We start from the raw sequence: 18,109 nt of genomic DNA, 5'->3' as shown, positions 1-18,109 counted from the left end.
TTTAAAATGGCAAAATTGCAAACACTCTAGCTGGAAACCCTGAACCCCCCTTTGGTTTAGGAAAAGTAACCACCGCTAATGCGCCATTTTCTGGGACTTGATCTAAATTAGTTAACAACTCAATTTGGTAATGGTTCTGGGACAAGATGTAATTCTCCAAAGAATAATCATCTTTACTGGTAGCTACTCCGGGGTCAGTATCCGTTGGTTCATGTCCAGAAGCGGTAATCTTGCGGTCTTCATACAGATATTTTAAAACCGGTAAACTCCACCCAGGATAGTGAGCAACACCTTGAGCATCTTTATTTTGCATCGCCTCCCTACTCGGCCAACGTTTTGACCAATCTGTTCGCATCGCCACAAACGCGCCTTGAGGAATTTTCCCATGTTGCCGCTCCCAATCTTGAATATCTGCCATTGTTAAAGTATAGTCAGGGTTTTGGGCCACTTTTTGATGCACATCAATCACCACTAAAGGCAAAATCATCTCTTTAACTTCAATTTGATCTACCGTGCGTAAACCCTTGACAAAATGAGCCGGCGGATCAACATGAGTTCCCCATTGTCCCGCATGACAATAGAGTTGAGCAAAAAATCCCGAACCCAAAGCGCCCTCTAACGGTTCATACCAATAAAGCGTTTTACGGGTTTCATCGGGAAACCCTGGCCAGTGGGGAATACCAGGTTCAAAAGCATGAGTCAGGTCTACCGTTTGCTTATTTTTGAGAACTTGATAAACTTGAGTTAAGCTTGTATCTTTAGCTTTAACCAGAGAAGTTCCCCAAACCAGTAACAAGGTTACTAGCAGGCAAATCAGCAAGTTTTGGGTCAATTTTTTGGCTAACATCTATTTATCGCTCCTCACAAAACAAAAAATAATTGTTTTTCACAATATATTGTATTGTGGCCCAAGTCGGTAAGCATTGGCGAACTAAAGTTTTAACCGTTTGAGCCGCCTGACTCACCGATAGCATAATTTATTGATCTCCCTCCGTTTAAAAATTAAACATGATGAATCAAGTTTTTTTAGGTTTAGTTTTGTTATCTTTATTAATTTGGCTTTATTTATTGTGTTTTCGAGGAAAATTTTGGTTAGCTGATCAACGTCTTGAGCTTAACAATAATCAATTGAGTTTTTATCCTTCGGTTTGTGCTGTTGTGCCTGCCAGAAACGAGGCTGATCTATTACCCACTACCTTAAACTCTCTTCTAAATCAAAACTATCCTGGAGAATTTTCTATTATTTTAATTGATGACCAAAGTAGCGATGGAACCGGTCAAGTGGCTCTTGATGTCGCCCAAAAATGTCACCAATCTGCTCGTTTAACCGTTATTTCAGGACAGCCGCTTTCCTCGGGTTGGACGGGTAAACTGTGGGCAATGGAACAAGGGATTCGCTACGCCAAGCAGCACTCTTCTCCCGATTATTTTCTCTTTACCGATGCTGATATTTGTCATCATCCTGTTAATCTTCAAGAATTAGTTATTAAAGCTGAACAAGAAAATTTAGCTTTGGTTTCCTTAATGGTATTACTCAGATGTAAATCTTTTTGGGAAAAAGTCTTAATTCCGGCCTTTGTCTTTTTCTTTCAAAAATTATATCCTTTTCCTTGGGTTAATGACCCTCAGCAGAAAATGGCTGCCGCCGCCGGCGGTTGTATTTTAATTCGTCGCCAAATTTTAGAAGACATCGGAGGACTCCAAATTTTACGTAAAGCCTTAATTGATGATTGCTCTCTCGCTGCGGCTGTTAAATCTTATCTTCAAACTGAACCCACATTAACCGAAAAATCTATCTGGTTAGGATTGACAGATGCCACAGAAAGTTTCCGTCCCTATCCTTCTCTTAAAAGTCTTTGGGATTTGGTTGCTCGTACAGCCTTTACTCAACTCAATTATTCCCCTTGGCTATTAATCGGGACAGTGATAGGAATGACCATCATTTATTTAATTCCTCCCCTCAGTGTGATGATAGGTGTAGTGTTAGGAAATAAGTTAATGATAGGGATAGGCACTATGGCTTGGTTATTGATGCTGATCGCCTATTTTCCCACTCTTAAATTATACGAGTCTTCTTTTTTATGGGGAATCAGTTTACCGGGCATCGCTTTTTTGTACACTCTCATGACCATTGATTCTGCTTGGCGGCACTGGCGAGGACAAGGAGGAGGTTGGAAAGGAAGAGTTTATTAAGTACCTAGACATAAGTACAGCCCCCTAACCGGCTCTGTGAACAGGCAACAGGGGCATACGGAGGTTTTTACCTTACACATAGAGTGTTTTATTGATGTTCAGGTACTTCGCTTCTTGTGGAATTAGCTAAAGAATTTTCTTAGCTTTTTTTCTAGGCAATAAAACAGCAGTACCTAGAAGACTTAATAAGCCTAAAGTGGTGTTAGGTTCTGGAATAGCAGTGGCTTTAATATTGTAGCTAAAACTTTGTCCTGTCTGTCCGAAAGCCGTTCCTTGATCAGTTAAGATTCGCAAGGCAATTTGGCTGAAATCGCCTTTAAAGAGGGGATTGAACTGCAACTGCAAATTGAGGCTCTGTCCAGCCCCGAGTACGGTTCCTTTGGTGAAATTGACTAATGAAAAAGCCTCAGCGCCAGGACCTTCAAACTTAGCATCAAGCAAGGTCAATCCTGTTAATTGTAAATCCTGGGTTGGGTCTTGGGTGGCATTGGAGATGGCCAGAGACAAAAGACGAGTTTTTCCCACTAGGACTTTACCGAAGTCAAGGGTGGAGTTAGGGGCCGATGAACTTTGAAACTCAGCCCCGACTCCGTACCCGGTCAAGTTTACGGTTTTAACTTGAGCTTGGTTGGTGCCGTCGTCGCTACCATTCGTAAAGTTTAGGCTCACCACCTGAGTATCTACACCATGATCTGTGGGCTTGTAAGAAAGATTGACGGCTTTGACAACGTTATCAGCAAGACTCACATCTCCTATTGAACCGGATGTGGCTGAAAAATCGCTACTGCTACCGGTTAGAGCAATGGTTCCTTTGAGATTGCTCATCTCTCCTAAACCGGATAAGTTTCCATCGCCCACATTTTGGATATTAAAGTTTAGATTAGCCTGTGTTCCTATCCGCACATAGCCAGCATTATTGTTGATGGAAGTGAGGGCATTTTGAGCCGCTACTCCAAAACCGGTAAACAACGGGTTCGCTATGGCGTTTTTAGTATTACTGGTAAGAGCAATTGTGGCTTGCTCAGAAGTGCCTTTACTACGCTTGGTGGGAGTAAAGGTAAAGGTACGAGTAGCCGACTGGCCAGCCTGTAGATTGGTAAAAGACTGGGTGCCAGAAGTGGGAGTGATCAAGGGATTGCTCGATGCACCAATGGAACCTGATAGTAGACTCCCTGCATCGCCTGAGTTCGTGACGGTTAAATCCACATTCTTGGTTTGACCGACTAAGACATTGCCGAATTGCTGGTTTTCATTGGTGGAGGCTTGAGCATCAGCATAGTTGATCACCAGTTGTTTAGTACCGGCCCCACTGCCGTTAAAGATGACTTGCCGTGCCGTTGTTCCATTTAACGTGAGTGCGCCTCCTACGGCGAACATAGGAGTCCCAGATTGGGCTTGTGCTAGGATATTGGCATTAGCATTAGTCCCTAAGTCAATCGTCACATCTTTGCCATTGTTCACACTACCGACATTAGTTGAACCATAAACTGATGCCGCATTTGAGACTCCTAAATCATTAAAAATAGCTACTCTCTGAGTCGTGGTTGCTGTTGTACTTTGCAATAGTGGAACATTATTGGTATCGACATTGGTGACATTAAATTTCAAAGTTCCACTCGGACCAACATAACCACTGCTTGGATTATTCAGTATCAATTGAGAGTTGAGAATCGTGCGGTATGAGGCATTCAAATCCTTACCAGTGAGGTCAAAAATAAAAAAGCTACGATTGGTTTCTGTAGTGCCAGTCGTATTGTTTTTTCCAGTTAGGTAAGTGGTAGTATTCCTCGTGCCAGTATTGGAATAGTTTCCAAAAGTAGTAGCACTAAGAGTTAATGAGCCGGCTTGAGCGTAATTACTGATACCTACGATGCTGCCAATAGTAACTATAGAAATGGTTGAAAAACGAGTTAATCTGTTCATAGGAGTTATGGACTTTTTATATTTACAAGATAACTGATAGCCAACGAAAATTATATATAGTGCGTTCATTGTAACTTAATTTTTTACGAAAAACTAATTAGGATTAATTATATGGCTCTTCAAAAGACCATTTAAATGACTCTTGTTTGTAAGCAATCCTTAACAATAGCTTCAAGCAATACTTAATGAATCTTTAATTCTCTCGTCAATCTTTCAGAAAAAATACTGGAGTAAATCCAACTAGATCCATCTACTTTAATAATTATCTCATAGATAAAAATTGATTAAAAGAACTAGGAGAGTTGACTCTCGCGATGATTAGCAAAACCCATACAGCATCGGTCTTTGAGCGGTAAAACCCTTAGCCAATCTCGATTTAGCAGGGGTCTAATTTTCACCAATTATTAGCAAACGCTATATGAAAAACTATATAGTAATATATAAGTACAGACAAAAATGAAAGTTAAGTGTAAAATAGGCAAAAAACTTCGAGTTTCAGGCGATTTTTTCGGCGAAATTTCGAGAAACAACATTAGAGATTAAAAAGATAGTGGCAAGACGATTAAACCTAATTTTTACAATTAATAATAATATTAAAAACTCCCAGCTTTATTTAGGTTTATAATTCAGTAAATTTTGTATATAATTAGGAATTATATTTGCTAAATTTCCTAGAATTTACTCATTTACAACCTAGAAAATTTATAGTAAAAGGTCTGTTTTTTTTTAATAAAATAGCTATCATTTTGCCAGAATAAGGTCAAAAATAATAGCTAATTTAATTATACTTTATTAATTTAATTGAAAGCAACGAAAATATGATTATTTATTCCAATTTGCCCAATCTTGAGGAACTAAAAATCGTTCATACAATTCGGCTTCTGGGGTATTGGGTTCAGGAGTATAACAATATTCCCAACGAACCAAAGGCGGTAGAGACATCAAAATCGACTCAGTACGACCATTTGTTTGTAAGCCAAAAATCGTTCCTCGGTCATAGACCAAATTAAATTCTACATAGCGGCCCCGACGATACAATTGAAACTGTCTTTCTCTATCTCCATATTCCGTGTTTTTGCGTCTTTGGGCGATGGGAACATAAGCTGGTAAAAAGGCCCGACCACAATCGTTGACAAAAGCAAATAACTGCTCCCATGTACGAGGAGATTGGGGAGGAAGTTGCTGACTATAGATAGCCGCACCTTGATCGGCATGAGGCCCACGATAAAGGGGATCTAACCCATCTTGATAATCAAAAAATAAACCACCGATTCCTCGGGTTTCTCCTCGATGCTTGAGATAAAAATATTCATCACACCAGCGCTTAAAGACCGGATAATACTCTGGATGATGCTGATCACAAGCCGCTTTAAAAGTACGGTGAAAATGGGCGGCATCTTCAGCATAAGGGTAATAGGGAGTTAAATCAGCCCCACCTCCAAACCACCAGACCGGCCCCGCTTCAAAATAGCGATAATTGAGGTGAACAGTGGGAATATAAGGATTGCGGGGATGTAAAACCAGTGAGGTGCCGGTGGCATAAAATTCATGACCCTCAGCTTCTGGGCGCTGCTTTAAAATAGAAGGAGGTAATTGTTTACCCCAAACCTCTGAAAAATTTACACCCCCTTGCTCCAAAACTCCCCCGTCACGCAAGACCCGGGAACGACCTCCACCCCCTTCTTCTCTGTTCCAACTATCTTCTCGAAACTTGCCGGTCCCATCAAGTTCTTCTAGACCTTGACAGATTTCATCCTGTAAACTTTTCATGAATTGGCTGACTCGCTCTTTAGCATCTGCCGGAGGAAATAAATTTTCTTTTGAGGGGGTTACATCTGTTGTCACAACGGTCATAATTTTCGTTCTAGATACGCGAAACAGTTAGATTACAGTCGTCTGCCCTGATCATCAGACGAAGTTAAAAAGTCATCACTTTATCAATCTACGGCTTAATGGAGCAGATAAGTTAAAAATAAAAATGTATCTTAATAAAAAGACACGGAATATTTTACAATATTAAATTTGCCCAAGCATTGAGTGCGGGAGGCGGAAGGTGATTCTCAATTTTTCTTTTAAACTGATTGCGGCTAAAGGGAAACTGACCTGTAAATTTTCCCTCTATAAAACTTATCGGGTTGTCAGTACAGCCCCCATAGATATACTCTGGCAAAAATTGATTAATTTAGCGGATGTATCCTGGCATCCGCTCTTTTCAAAAACTAATGTTCCTTTAGGATTAATTGCTAAACCTGGCTTAATTTATCAGGCTGTAACTCGCTTAACTCCCATCCCTATCCGTCTGTTTGTGGAAAATGTCCGCCCGGGCGAGTTATTGAGTTTGCGGGTTTTGGCTATTCCAGGCATGGAACAAAAGATCACTTATCAGGTAGAATCAACTTTGTGCGGAACTTATATTTCCTACTCGGTGACTCTGCGCGGATGGTTATCTCCTCTGATCTGGTGGTGGATTAAACCCTATTCGATGCAAGTGGCCAGAGAATTAGCCGATGCAGCCGAACGAGTCGTTTAGAGCGATAGTCTAAAATACCACAGAGAACCATTAATCGTCTAAAATTTCCTAACTAACTGTTTTTAAAAGCGAGCTTGGTAAAAATGTTCTGGTTTGAAAGCGTGCCTATTAACGATAACTAAGGTGTATTAACAATCTAATAGACCACTGAGGGAAAAATTGACACCCAATCAATGATAAAGCTCAAACCTTCATTAACAAAAAACCTAAAAACTCTCTCAAGAGAAAGATGTATTTTCTAAAAATTTGAGTGGACGAAAATCCGAAAAATAGCCCCTTATAAAAATCAGCAAGCAGTGTTAACCCCTTGCCCGGCAACAAAAACAGAACGCTTAGCCATCATTGAGATGGTTAGCTAATAAATATTTGCTTTTCCTAACCAGGATTGGATCACCGATCTGATATGATGGTCTAGAAAAGGTTAATTTTTATGGAAGAAAACATTAAAAATATCCCTACAGCTAATCCCCGTAATGACTGGGTAAAGGAGAAAAATTATGCTAAATACAGAAACGATCTTAGAAGTCCTACGTCCAGTTCAAGACCCTGAACTGCAAAAAAGTTTGGTGGACCTCAATATGATCCGTAATGTCAAGATAGAAGGAGAAACCGTCAGCTTTACCCTAGTATTAACCACGCCGGCCTGTCCGCTACGAGAATTTATCGTTGAAGACTGTCAAAAAGCCGTCAAACAATTACCCGGAGTCGAAAAAGTTCAAGTAGAAGTAACCGCCGAAACCCCTCAGCAAAAATCCTTACCCGATAAACAATCCGTTGGCGGCATTAAAAATATTCTCGCTATCTCCAGTGGTAAAGGAGGAGTAGGAAAAAGCACCATCTCGGTGAATGTAGCCGTAGCTTTAGCCAAAGCCGGCGCAAAAGTGGGTCTATTAGATGCCGATATCTACGGACCCAATACCCCAACCATGCTAGGGTTAACCGAGGCTCAAATACAAGTCAAGCAAGGCGCAAACGGCGATATCTTAGAACCAGCCTTTAATCACGGCGTAAAAATGGTTTCTATGGGGTTTTTAATCAATCCGGATCAACCCGTAATCTGGCGCGGCCCCATGCTCAATGGCATTATTCGTCAATTTTTGTATCAGGTTAACTGGGGAAATCTAGATTATCTCGTGGTGGATATGCCCCCCGGAACCGGTGATGCTCAATTAACCCTAGCCCAAGCAGTACCCATGGCCGGGGCCGTTATCGTCACCACACCTCAAACCGTGTCTTTACAAGATGCCCGTCGCGGCTTAAAAATGTTTCAACAACTCGGGGTTAATGTATTGGGAATCGTAGAAAATATGAGCTACTTTATCCCTCCAGACCTTCCGGAGCGTAGTTATGATTTATTTGGTTCCGGCGGGGGCGAAAAAACCGCCCGTGAATTACAGGTACCCCTACTCGGTTGTGTCCCTCTAGAAATCTCTCTGCGAGAAGGTGGAGATAACGGAATTCCTATTGTTGTGGGTGATCCGACTTCAGCATCCGCAAAAGCTTTAACAGCTATCGCTCAACAAATTGCCGCTAAAGTATCTATCAGTGCCTTAGTCTAAAATTGGTAAGATCATCAGAAAAACCGGAGAGCCACCTTGATGTTACAAAGAACTTTCTTGCCTAGATTCAATTGGAAAATGTGGTTTTCTACCCTGCCCCAAGTAGACTGGTTTTTATTTGTGCTGGTGGTGGGTTTGAGTACATTTGGCGGCTTGATGATCCGCAGTACAGAAATGCACGAAACCTCTATTGATTGGTGGCAACATTGGATTTTTGCAGGCATTGGCACCTTTATCGCTTTATTGTTAGCCCGGTGGCGTTATGAATTCTTAATGCAGTGGCATTGGATCATTTATTTAATTACTAACTTGTCCCTCGTGAGCGTAATTATTATCGGGGTAACCGCTAATGGGGCCGAAAGTTGGATTAATATCGCCGGGTTTAATGTTCAACCTTCTGAATTTGCCAAGGTGGGTTTAATTATCTCTCTAGCGGCTATTCTCCATCAAAAGCCGGCCACCACTTTACCGGCTGTTTTTCGAGCTTTGGCTGTTACCGCCCTTCCTTGGGTACTGATCATGTTACAACCTGACTTAGGGACAGGATTAGTCTTTGCGGCTATTACCCTAGGAATGCTTTACTGGGCTAATATTAATCCCGGTTGGCTGGTTTTAATGATCTCTCCCCTTGCTTCGATGTTCTTATATAATCTTTTGTTTCCCGGCTGGATTGTTTTTGCTTTAAGCATGGGAATTATTGCCTGGTTTACCCTCCCCTTCCGATTTCTTTCAGCCATCGGTGCCATTTTAGGCAATTTTGCCGCCGGTAAAGTGAGCGGCATTATGTGGGGTTTGCTCAAAGAATATCAAAAAGCCCGTTTTACAAGCTTTCTCGATCCCGAAAAAGATGCTCTGGGATCGGGATATCAATTGCTTCAATCCCGTATTGCGATTGGTTCAGGAGAACTATGGGGACGAGGATTATTTAATGGTACTCAAACCCAGTTAAATTTTATTCCTGAACAGCATACAGACTTTATTTATTCATCGGTGGGCGAAGAATTAGGCTTTGTTGGTGCAATTGCTGTTTTGTTAGTGTTTTGGCTCATCTGTTGGCGGCTGTTGGTAATTGCCTTAAAAGCCAAGGAAAATTTTGGCTCTCTGTTGGCCGTTGGAGTCCTGACAATGATAGCCTTTCAAGCGGTTCTTAATATTAGTATGACTGTTGGACTCGCTCCCATTACAGGGATTCCTTTACCTTGGATGAGTTATGGACGTTCAGCTTTATTAACTAATTTTATTGCCTTGGGATTAGTAGAATCTGTGGCTAATTATCGACCTCGAAAAAGAATTTATTAAACTCAAGTTATCGTTAATCTTAAGCGTAAATTCCCGAGCCTACTTTTGCCTACTTGCACTGAGCTTGTCGAAGTGTTGCCTGTTGCCTGTTCCCTGATTAGGGTTGCTCAGTCCTTGAAAAATTCAAATTATTCATTACTTATTAGTCATAATTTTTTATTATTATCTCAGGCTTGAAAATAAAATTAATAAGTTATAGAGTGTAATCAGTTAATCCCCACTTAAGCTTAACATGATTAAGACGGTATAATAACCTAATGCTATCTTCTGTAACGTTATATGAACAAAGTATAAAAATCTTGTAACATAGTAAACCTAATCGGGAAAAATTTGTATTGAAACCTGAAAAAGTCTCATGAGAAATATTCATGAGGCATAAAGCCATTCATCAAAAAACTAGCACAATTTGAGCAAAAACTAATTCGAATAAAGGCAAAAGGAGAGGAATGATGTTAGAAAAAATCATTGAAATGGAAGCGGAATCTTTAGAAAAAGCGCGAAAAAAAATCAACTCTCAAATATTAGAAGAAGGGTTTTATATCGTTTCAGAAAATATTATCGATCTTCACCCACAAGTGAAAATAACTGTAACTGTTAAACAAAAAGGAGAGATTTATTATCAATCCCTAAATCGGCCTATATTTGAATGGGTAAATAATGATTTTGGGGGAGAAAATCCCAACTGGATTAATGAAATTAAAAAAGAGAGCCAATCCGCTTTAACCTGGTTTAAAGCACAAAACTTTCTTGATTTAGCTCATTTAAGTGCAGAGATCGGTGCTGAATATTTTACAATGTGGTCGCGTCAAGCGGCTAGAGACGGCAATATCATAGAAGCTTGGGCAGGTTGGCATCAAGTTCTTCGCTTTGCCTCCATCATCCAAGATGAATACAAGATAGCAGAAGCCTGTTTTGAATTAGGGAAAATCTACAAAGAGCGTGGCGAAATGTATGGCGGAGGAAAATATTGGGAAATCGCTCAACTCTTCTTTGTACAACTGGCATACTTGCTCAAAAAACTGGGACAAAAACAAGAATATGGTGAAGCCCTCTGGCATTTAGGAGAAATCTGCTTACTCTTAGATAATGAACCATTATGTAAGCAATTTTGGTTAGAAGCTATGGTAATTTTCCAAACAGTATTACCGGATGAGGCACTCAAAATAGAAAAAGCGCTGCAAACACAATTTTGAGGCATTGGTCATTAAAGATGCAAAAGAGGGCTTTTACTAGCTGAAAAAGGGTTTTAAGGAATAAAATTTTTGATATGATTAGATCTAGCAACGGTCATAATCAATGATTTGAGCTAATTGAACAAAGTTAAATTTATACTGGTATTCCTGTTAGGGTTAATGATTAGTTTGTCTGCCACCAGTCAGCAAGCACAAACTATACTCATTGCCAACCCAAATCCGGTTCATCAGTGGAGAACCAGTTCCGGATTTCAATCGTTTTCTCTCTCCTCTGTCGAGATTAACCCTCAAAGTTTATTACAACAAGGCATAAAAGCCTACCAAAACCGAGAATATCAAAAAGCCATCATGCTTTGGCAGCAGACGGTTGCTGCCTTTGCCGCCAAAGGAGATTATCTCAGTCAAGGTTTAACACTGAGCAATCTTTCTTTAGCCTATCAACATCTTGGAGAATGGCAAGCCGCGCAAGAAGCTATTAATCAAAGTTTAAAACTTCTCAACACACAAGCAGATCACTCCCAAAATCAAGCCGCCGTTCTCGGCAAAATTTGGAATACCCAAGGCCGTCTCTATTGGCAACAGGGAAAGCTAACTGATGCTCTCAACGCTTGGGAAAAAGCCACCTATCAATATAGTCTAGCCAATCATCGACAAGGTATTCTGGGAACTAAACTCAATCAGGTAAAAGTTTTACAGGCATTAGGCTTAAATGTCCGATCTAGAGAAACTTTAATTGAAATCAAAGAAAATTTAAAGTCTATTGAAGATATTATTTTAAAAGCGGATGGATTTGTACAGCTTGGATATAGTTTAAGGGAAATAGGAGACTTCAATCAATCTCAAAAAGTGCTAGAAGAAGGGTTAACTTTATCCCCTAATCCAGATTTACAAAGTACGTTTTTGCTCGAGTTAGGAAATACCCAAAGATCTTTAGCCCAAAAAAATCTAGCGATCGGCAAATTAAAAGCAGCCGAAGGCTATATTAATGCCGCCTTGGATTATTATCAAAGAGCCGCTCAAATTTCCACTGGAAATAAACAGTTGCTCTCGTTAGCTAATCAATTTTCTCTATTAATTGATAATCGGCAATGGGAGAGTGCTATAAAACTGATTGCTCCTCTAGAAGCAAAATTGAGTGAACTTGCTCCCTCTCGAGAGGCAATTTATAGCCGCCTGAATTTTGCTCATAGTTTAAGTTGTTTAAAACAGAGTATTGAGTATCAGGATTTTTCCTGTACTAATTCTGATTATCGAGAGCAACTCGCATCAGAAAAACTCATGTCTAAAAACAACTTCAATCTTCCTTCTTGGCAAACCATTGCTCAGATTATCGCCTCGGCCATTGACCAAGCTCAAAAGTTAGAAGATTCATCCACAACATCGGCGGCTATCGGACAAATGGGAGAACTTTATGAAATTAACCAACAATGGAAAGAGGCTCAAAAACTCACTGAAAAAGCGTTATTGCTGTTAGAAGAAATTCAGGCCCCTGAGTTACGCTATCGTTGGGAATGGCAACTAGGGCGTTTACTGAAAAAACAAGGAGATCTCACAGGCGCAATTGCCGCTTATTATGCTGCGGTTGACTCTTTGCAAGCTGTTCGGGGTGATTTACTTAATGTGAATTCAGAAATACAATTTGCTTTTCGTGATCAGATTGAACCCGTGTATCGTCAGTTAGTGGATTTGTTATTAACAACCAATGATCATTTTCAACCTTCTCAAGAAAATTTAAAAAAGGCTATTCAAATTATTGATGACCTCCAGATAGCAGAATTAGAAAATTTTCTAGGTTGTCAACTTAAATCGGAAATTTACCTTCAACCAAATTTAGCTGAAATTGAGCCAACAGCCGCTTTTATTTATCCTATTCTTCTTCCCGACCGTGTGGAAGTAATTGTTCAGTTACCGGGACAACCCTTAACCCATCATCAAGTCCCGGTTTCGCAAACCATCGTCAAAAAAGCCATTTCTCGTTTGCGTATTGCCATTGTAAGACGCAATGCTGGGGAAGTAACTGCTAATGCGACAGCGATTTATCAATGGCTAATTGAACCAATGGAAAAACAACTACAAACTGTTGCAGATTTAAAAACATTAGTCTTTGTTTTAGATGGAGAATTAAAAAATGTTCCTCTTGGGGTACTTTATGATGCTAAAACCGAGCAATATTTAATTGAGAAAAAATATGCTCTTGCTTTACTGCCTAGCTCTAATTTATTTAAGCCAGATTTGAATAATCCTAAAAAATTTCAAGTTTTAGCGGCTGGTATAAGTGAAGAAGTTCAGGCAGAAAACCGTTATTTTAATCCTTTAAACGTTACGGATGAACTAGAGGAAATAAAAACGATTTTTCCCACTAAAATTCTTTTAAATCGTCAATTTACTAGCGAAAATCTTCAAGACAATCTTAAGCAAAATCATTATTCTATTGTTCATCTGGCCACTCATGCAAATTTTAGCTCAGATCCTCAAGAAACTTTTATACTGGTTCATAGTAGTCAAGAAACTATCGGTGAATTGTTAAGACCTAATGACATTAATAATTTACTTAGTCATTCCGAGCAAACATCTTCTAATAGAATTAATTTATTAGTCCTGAGTGCTTGTCAAACGGCTTTAGGTGACAATCGAGCCACTTTAGGATTAGCGGGATTAGCGGTAAGATCTGGGGCTGAAGCGACGTTAGCAACTCTGTGGCAAATCAGTGATGAGTCTACAGTTCAACTAATGGAGATATTTTATAATCAACTCAAGGTGCTAGGATCTAGTAAAGCTCAAGCCTTACATCTTGCCCAACAAGCACTGTTAAAACAACCCAAGTACCAAAATCCTTACTATTGGGCGGGTTATGTTTTAGTGGGCAATTGGCGTTAATACAACGGAGTCGTTAAAGTTGAATTAGCCAAAGGTTCTTCAATTAACCAGGTATAACCCAAAGATTGTAGGAGCATGACCCAATTCTCATGAATTGTTTGATTATTGGGGTCAGTAAAATAATCTTTAGCAAGGTCATTGATCTTATCATACCAAAGAGAATTTGCCTGAGTCGAACCCTCAGCTAAACGAGTGATCCAACCATTAACCACCAAAGCGGGTTCATCATCTGGATCATTTTGACAATCTAGCATTAAATACCAACGATAAGTTTTCAGGGGTTGAAGGGCATATTGAGCGTTAGCCGGCACAGTGATGGCAATAAATCCCGGCTTTTGGCTTAATTTTACGCCTGTTCGATAAATAGTTTGTCGTTCTGCTCCATCGAGTAAGACAAACTCTAACTGTCTAATTTCGCCACTAGAATAATAAGGAATATAAAACCATAAGGTGGGATATTCCTTGGTCGTATAATCTTTGTGATTATTAGCGATTAAGGCTGTTACCGGCTTATCCGTTTTCGGACAAGTTACTGGTGAACGAGTAGTTGCTGGTGTGGGATTGCCTGTCGGTGTTCCTGTATTTGGAGGTTTAGGCAATTGGCTTTCTGCTGCTGTTGCTGCAATGGCGGTTGGTACTATTTCTAGAATCCCTATTAAAACTAGAGACTTAACAAGTCCAAGTAGTTGAGTCATAATCAACAACAAGGAATATTGAATAAATTATTTACTATTGTAGCTTAAATGTGAGTAATTTTAAAACCCAGTAAAAGTTAAGATTCTAGACCAAAACTTCATCAACAATTTTAAAGGTTATCATTGTCTCTTTGCCGCAGAAAAATTTGCATTCCGATTAAGCTAATTCCTGTCACAATTAAAGCCAATAGAGAAGGAATGAAAGGAAACCAAGCGGCTTGAATTAACCCAAACCAACAACAACCATATAAAAGCACAATAGAAAAACCCAGAGCGATACTTTGAGCAAGAGGTTTTTGATGCCAGCGAATCCATAAACCTGCTGTCAATGACCATAACATAATCCATAAAGCATCACCCCACCAAGGAAACCACCAGATCAGAGATCGATGTTTATCCTCAACAGCACTGAGCAACTGACTAACTAAATGAGCATGAACATATAAACCGCGAATTCTGCCATAGGGAGTATCATGCGGATCAGGAACACTTGCCGCCACAACCCCAATTAAAACCACTCGATTTTTCACTAAATTTGGTTTAAGTTTAGCCGTTTTATTTAAAACCTCTCTAAAAGATAATTGGGGGGCAATCTTTTGAGGATCAGGGGTTTTTCGGTAACGAAGGAGAATTTGATTGCCACGAGCGTCTATTTTTTGATAGCCGCCACTATGGGGTTGTAAGCGTAAAATGAGCAAATCTCCAAATTTCCAGTTATCTCCCACCACTGTCACGGGAATGTTCTTGTTTTTTAAATAACGGTAAGTTAATTGCCATCCAAAAGAATAAGGGGTGTTACAAATTGAAGAGGAATTCTCGGGGTTAGAACTACGAGATAATAAATAGCGCCGCACCGTGTAATCTTGGTTATTGTACTGACTATCTTCGGAATAGACATCTATAAAACCAATTTGTTCTAGGGGAATTAGAGGAGGATGTTTAATTCTTTGATTAGGATTATTACCGCCAAAAGCGCAGCCAGCCACTAAATTTTTACTCGTTTTAAAAACTCGGCTTAAATCTTGATATCCTGGAGGCACAGGTTGATCTCGAACAATATCTAACCCGATGGTATAAGGCTGATATTGATTCAATTGAGCCAGCAATTTAGCTAAAATATTATCGGGAATTGGATGACCATAAAGTCTTAAGTCTTTTTCATCTGCACCCACAATCAACAGACGCTCGTCGGGAGTTTCTGGAGGAAGAAGATTCATCATCTGATCTAGACTTTTGAGTTCCCAACTTTGAAATATTCCTAGCCATCGCATTCCCAGCACGAGGAGCGCAATGAAAATACTTGAAAACGCCACAGTAATTAGGGAAAGGCTAGTGGGTTTTCCTTCTAAAATTTGCAGTTGTTGAGCCACCCAATTTTGATTAAATACCAATTGATAAATTGGGTTTTTAATGACTAATTCTCCCTGTTGTTTGGTGACTAATCCAGTTAGCCGCAGTTCCATCTGATGGAGATTATCTTTAGCCGTAATTTTGCCTCTTTTAAGGATTTGTTGATAGAGCTTTAACAGGGTTACCTGCGAGCCAGCCGTGCGAAGCAAACGATCGCGTATCGTTCGTAGATGTTCAGGTTCATCCTGAGATTCCCAATGCTCAATGATCTGCTGATTGACTAATTCTTTAACCTGTATTTTTTCCTTCCCCGCCAAAATAAACGAGGCGGATTTAATCGCTAACCAACAAATTTTTTGAGTTAAAAAAGGCTGTCCTCCACTCCAATATAAAATTTCTTTTAACACAGCTTTTGGCTGATCAGCTTTGCCAATAAATCCTAGAGCTAGAGGGCTTATTTCCTCAATTTTAAACCCTTTTAAATCAATAGCTCTCCCAATATTGAAGGGAGTCGAATTAGGGTCGGTAATTAAATCTGAGGGGGTAGCCACTCCCAATAAGACAAAAGATAAACGTTTATATTGAGAATTCTTAGCTCGTTTGTCATAACAGTGGCGAATCAGAGCAAAAAACTCATCTGTGGGAAATTGTAAACTTAGAACACTATCAATTTCATCAATAAAAATCACCAAAGGTTGGGTAATTTGCTCCAGTAATACAGTTTCAATAAATTCGCTCAACCTCTGTATGGGTGAAAGGTCCTCTCGTTCCCGGCACCAAACACGTCGATTAAAATTGAGGTTGAAGCCGCTCGCTAACTCTTGAAGAATTCCACCATACCATTGATTAGGAGTAATTTGTTGAGAACCGATGCCAGATAACTCAATTTCAGCACAAGCAAAACCATTGGCTTCTAGTTTACGCATGGTTTGAATTCTTAAACTCGATTTTCCCATTTGTCTAGCGTTGAGAATATAACAATATTCTCCGGCTAACAAAGCATTATAAAGCTCCAAATCGGCCTGACGCACGACATAAGTAGGAGAATCAGGCGGTAAACTTCCTCCTGGTTGATATGGGTAGAACGAGTGAGAATTGAAATTCATTACATATCTTTGAGGTGGCTAGAAAAGTATAAACGGTACAAATTGTAACGAGGTTTGACGTAATTGTCGCATAGCTCTACTAATCCCATACTATGAAGCTGATAAGCTTGTACGGGTTCAATATTAATAGCTGAGGTAGAGCTAACAATTTTTTTGAAAACTGTTGCTAATTCTGGATTAGTTTGAAGATTAAACCAAAATTCTCTCAGGTGAGAACCATAAATTCCGGCATCTGTCGGTGCTTCCTGTAAAACTTGCTCTAGCGTAAAATTCGGATAGCTTTTGAGATAAGCAAACATTTTGATTAATAAATAAGGATGTCCTCCAATCATCCCCATTAGTTTTTGTATTTGATCAAGAGTGAATTCTAGATTATATTGTTGAGCCAGTTGTTGCACTTGTTCTTCAGTAAAATCTGATAATTCTATCGGTATCCCTACATTAAAGGGAGATTGATTAATATTCAGACGAATGTAAACATTAGTAGAATGAACTAGGACTAACCTGAGTTTTTGCCAACTCGCTCGAGTTCTGCCTTTTTCGTACCAAGAGCGCAATAGTCCAAAAAAGTCCTCGTAAATTTCAGGATGAGGAAACAGTAAGTCTACATCATCTAAACATAAAACTAAAGGACTATCGGCTTGAGGTAATAGATATTCTTCAATATAGGTAGTACAGCTAACTTTGGCTCCTATTCCTTCTTCATCCCAATAATCTTCTAGACAATTGGGGACTTTGAGTTCTCTAGAAAGGTTGAGACAAAACCAACGTAAAAATTTATTGAGTTGTGTTAAATGGGTTTTTCGATCAGCTAGTTCCAAGCTCAAACGAATAGTCCGATACTCAAGTCTCCCTAAAAATCCTAAAATCCTACTAATGAGAAGAGTTTTTCCCATCAAACTAGGGGCTTTAATGCGAAGCAAGGCCCCGGGTTGTTGAAGAGTTTCATAACAGATCGATTCGATGGGAGGACGCTCTACATAACTAATTGTATCGTGAGTGGAAACAGGAATGGCTGGTTGAATATAGTTCGGAGGTACCAGGGTTGGCAAATCTTCTTCATCGTCAAAATCTGGGTAAAAATAATCATGGTGTTCTAATTTGAGACGAAAGGCTTTAAAGCAGGTTTGGAGGGTTTGCTTATCGACCTTCGATTCACAAGCAAAGACTTTAATTAAAGTATCAGGAGTTAATCCTGTACGCTCGCTCATCTGCTCTAGAGTATAGCGATGTCCGTTGTTATCTTTAAATTCTGCTTCCACTTTAGCCTCCTCAAGCTTATTGAGTCCGGCTTCAGTTAAGATTACTCCTCGCTTACGTCTTTTTTTTTTAAGACTGAAACACTCATCATGTCTTGATCAAATGCCGTAGATGCTCTCAGTAT

13 protein-coding genes are annotated in these 18,109 nt (G+C 39.6%); 6 read left to right on the top strand and 7 right to left on the bottom strand.

Features of this window, described 5'->3' with window-relative positions:
* Nucleotide 1: 1 nt before the first annotated feature.
* Entirely contained in the window at nucleotides 2–847 is an 846-nt protein-coding gene (locus CYAN7822_RS08610; protein ID WP_013321862.1) for a cyclase family protein, read from the bottom strand.
* Nucleotides 848–851: 4 nt separating this feature from the next.
* Nucleotides 852–974: a hypothetical protein gene (locus CYAN7822_RS40165; protein ID WP_280989831.1), complete on the bottom strand. Its 123-nt coding sequence runs from the start codon at nucleotides 972–974 to the stop codon at nucleotides 852–854.
* A gap of 37 nt (nucleotides 975–1,011) precedes the next feature.
* Between CYAN7822_RS40165 and CYAN7822_RS08605 the strand changes: the two genes are divergently transcribed.
* Complete coding sequence (locus CYAN7822_RS08605; protein WP_013321861.1) at nucleotides 1,012–2,193, top strand: glycosyltransferase; 1,182 nt, start codon at nucleotides 1,012–1,014, stop codon at nucleotides 2,191–2,193.
* Between the two features lie 126 nt (nucleotides 2,194–2,319).
* Here the strand turns inward: CYAN7822_RS08605 and CYAN7822_RS08600 are convergent, their stop codons facing one another.
* Nucleotides 2,320–4,116: a choice-of-anchor D domain-containing protein gene (locus CYAN7822_RS08600; RefSeq protein WP_013321860.1), complete on the bottom strand. Its 1,797-nt coding sequence runs from the start codon at nucleotides 4,114–4,116 to the stop codon at nucleotides 2,320–2,322.
* An 822-nt stretch (nucleotides 4,117–4,938) separates the two neighbouring features.
* Nucleotides 4,939–5,970 carry an oxygen-dependent coproporphyrinogen oxidase gene (gene hemF / locus CYAN7822_RS08595; protein WP_013321859.1) on the bottom strand — a complete coding sequence of 344 codons (1,032 nt, stop codon included), beginning with the start codon at nucleotides 5,968–5,970 and terminating at the stop codon, nucleotides 4,939–4,941.
* 199 nt (nucleotides 5,971–6,169) lie between these two features.
* Here hemF and CYAN7822_RS08590 point away from each other — a divergent pair, with 199 nt between their 5' ends.
* The 5 genes from CYAN7822_RS08590 (at nucleotide 6,170) to CYAN7822_RS08570 (ending at nucleotide 13,574) form a co-directional block, all read left to right on the top strand.
* Nucleotides 6,170–6,646: a hotdog family protein gene (locus CYAN7822_RS08590; RefSeq protein WP_013321858.1), complete on the top strand. Its 477-nt coding sequence runs from the start codon at nucleotides 6,170–6,172 to the stop codon at nucleotides 6,644–6,646.
* 497 nt (nucleotides 6,647–7,143) lie between these two features.
* On the top strand, nucleotides 7,144–8,205 hold the full coding sequence (locus CYAN7822_RS08585; RefSeq protein ID WP_013321857.1) for an Mrp/NBP35 family ATP-binding protein: 1,062 nt from the start codon (nucleotides 7,144–7,146) through the stop codon (nucleotides 8,203–8,205).
* A 39-nt stretch (nucleotides 8,206–8,244) separates the two neighbouring features.
* A complete protein-coding gene (rodA, locus tag CYAN7822_RS08580; protein WP_013321856.1) occupies nucleotides 8,245–9,504 on the top strand; it encodes a rod shape-determining protein RodA in 1,260 nt (419 codons plus the stop codon).
* 446 nt (nucleotides 9,505–9,950) lie between these two features.
* Nucleotides 9,951–10,697: a hypothetical protein gene (locus CYAN7822_RS08575; RefSeq protein ID WP_157871794.1), complete on the top strand. Its 747-nt coding sequence runs from the start codon at nucleotides 9,951–9,953 to the stop codon at nucleotides 10,695–10,697.
* Nucleotides 10,698–10,856: 159 nt separating this feature from the next.
* The gene (locus tag CYAN7822_RS08570; protein ID WP_013321854.1) at nucleotides 10,857–13,574 is read left to right on the top strand and encodes a CHAT domain-containing protein; all 2,718 of its coding nucleotides are present in this window, start codon (nucleotides 10,857–10,859) and stop codon (nucleotides 13,572–13,574) included.
* On the opposite strand, the gene CYAN7822_RS08565 is transcribed toward CYAN7822_RS08570, so the two are convergent.
* The 3 genes from CYAN7822_RS08565 to CYAN7822_RS08555 all read right to left on the bottom strand — a co-directional run bounded on the left by CYAN7822_RS08565 (nucleotide 13,571) and on the right by CYAN7822_RS08555 (nucleotide 17,987).
* Complete coding sequence (locus CYAN7822_RS08565; RefSeq protein WP_013321853.1) at nucleotides 13,571–14,269, bottom strand: DUF928 domain-containing protein; 699 nt, start codon at nucleotides 14,267–14,269, stop codon at nucleotides 13,571–13,573. The two genes, CYAN7822_RS08570 and CYAN7822_RS08565, sit on opposite strands and share 4 nt — an antisense overlap.
* A 110-nt stretch (nucleotides 14,270–14,379) precedes the next feature.
* Nucleotides 14,380–16,725, bottom strand: a complete 2,346-nt coding sequence (locus CYAN7822_RS08560) for a CHASE2 domain-containing protein (RefSeq protein WP_013321852.1) — start codon at nucleotides 16,723–16,725, stop codon at nucleotides 14,380–14,382.
* Nucleotides 16,725–17,987 carry an AAA-like domain-containing protein gene (locus CYAN7822_RS08555; protein WP_013321851.1) on the bottom strand — a complete coding sequence of 421 codons (1,263 nt, stop codon included), beginning with the start codon at nucleotides 17,985–17,987 and terminating at the stop codon, nucleotides 16,725–16,727. The genes CYAN7822_RS08560 and CYAN7822_RS08555 overlap by 1 nt, the downstream gene beginning before the upstream one ends.
* Between the last annotated feature and the right edge of the window lie 122 nt (nucleotides 17,988–18,109).

Source organism: Gloeothece verrucosa PCC 7822 (assembly GCF_000147335.1).
GTDB classification, from domain to species: domain Bacteria; phylum Cyanobacteriota; class Cyanobacteriia; order Cyanobacteriales; family Microcystaceae; genus Gloeothece; species Gloeothece verrucosa.
This window is presented reverse-complemented; position numbering and strand designations above follow the sequence as displayed.

Excerpts from the sequence above, each read along its gene's own strand:
- CYAN7822_RS08565 (WP_013321853.1), bottom strand. The coding sequence starts at position 14,269 with ATGACTCAACTACTTGGACTTGTTAAGTCTCTAGTTTTAATAGGGATT.
- CYAN7822_RS08610 (WP_013321862.1), bottom strand. The coding sequence starts at position 847 with ATGTTAGCCAAAAAATTGACCCAAAACTTGCTGATTTGCCTGCTAGTA.
- hemF (WP_013321859.1), bottom strand. The coding sequence starts at position 5,970 with ATGACCGTTGTGACAACAGATGTAACCCCCTCAAAAGAAAATTTATTT.
- CYAN7822_RS08600 (WP_013321860.1), bottom strand. The coding sequence starts at position 4,116 with ATGAACAGATTAACTCGTTTTTCAACCATTTCTATAGTTACTATTGGC.
- CYAN7822_RS08605 (WP_013321861.1), top strand. The coding sequence starts at position 1,012 with ATGAATCAAGTTTTTTTAGGTTTAGTTTTGTTATCTTTATTAATTTGG.
- CYAN7822_RS08570 (WP_013321854.1), top strand. The coding sequence starts at position 10,857 with ATGATTAGTTTGTCTGCCACCAGTCAGCAAGCACAAACTATACTCATT.
- CYAN7822_RS08585 (WP_013321857.1), top strand. The coding sequence starts at position 7,144 with ATGCTAAATACAGAAACGATCTTAGAAGTCCTACGTCCAGTTCAAGAC.
- rodA (WP_013321856.1), top strand. The coding sequence starts at position 8,245 with ATGTTACAAAGAACTTTCTTGCCTAGATTCAATTGGAAAATGTGGTTT.
- CYAN7822_RS08575 (WP_157871794.1), top strand. The coding sequence starts at position 9,951 with ATGATGTTAGAAAAAATCATTGAAATGGAAGCGGAATCTTTAGAAAAA.
- CYAN7822_RS40165 (WP_280989831.1), bottom strand. The coding sequence starts at position 974 with ATGCTATCGGTGAGTCAGGCGGCTCAAACGGTTAAAACTTTAGTTCGC.
- CYAN7822_RS08560 (WP_013321852.1), bottom strand. The coding sequence starts at position 16,725 with ATGAATTTCAATTCTCACTCGTTCTACCCATATCAACCAGGAGGAAGT.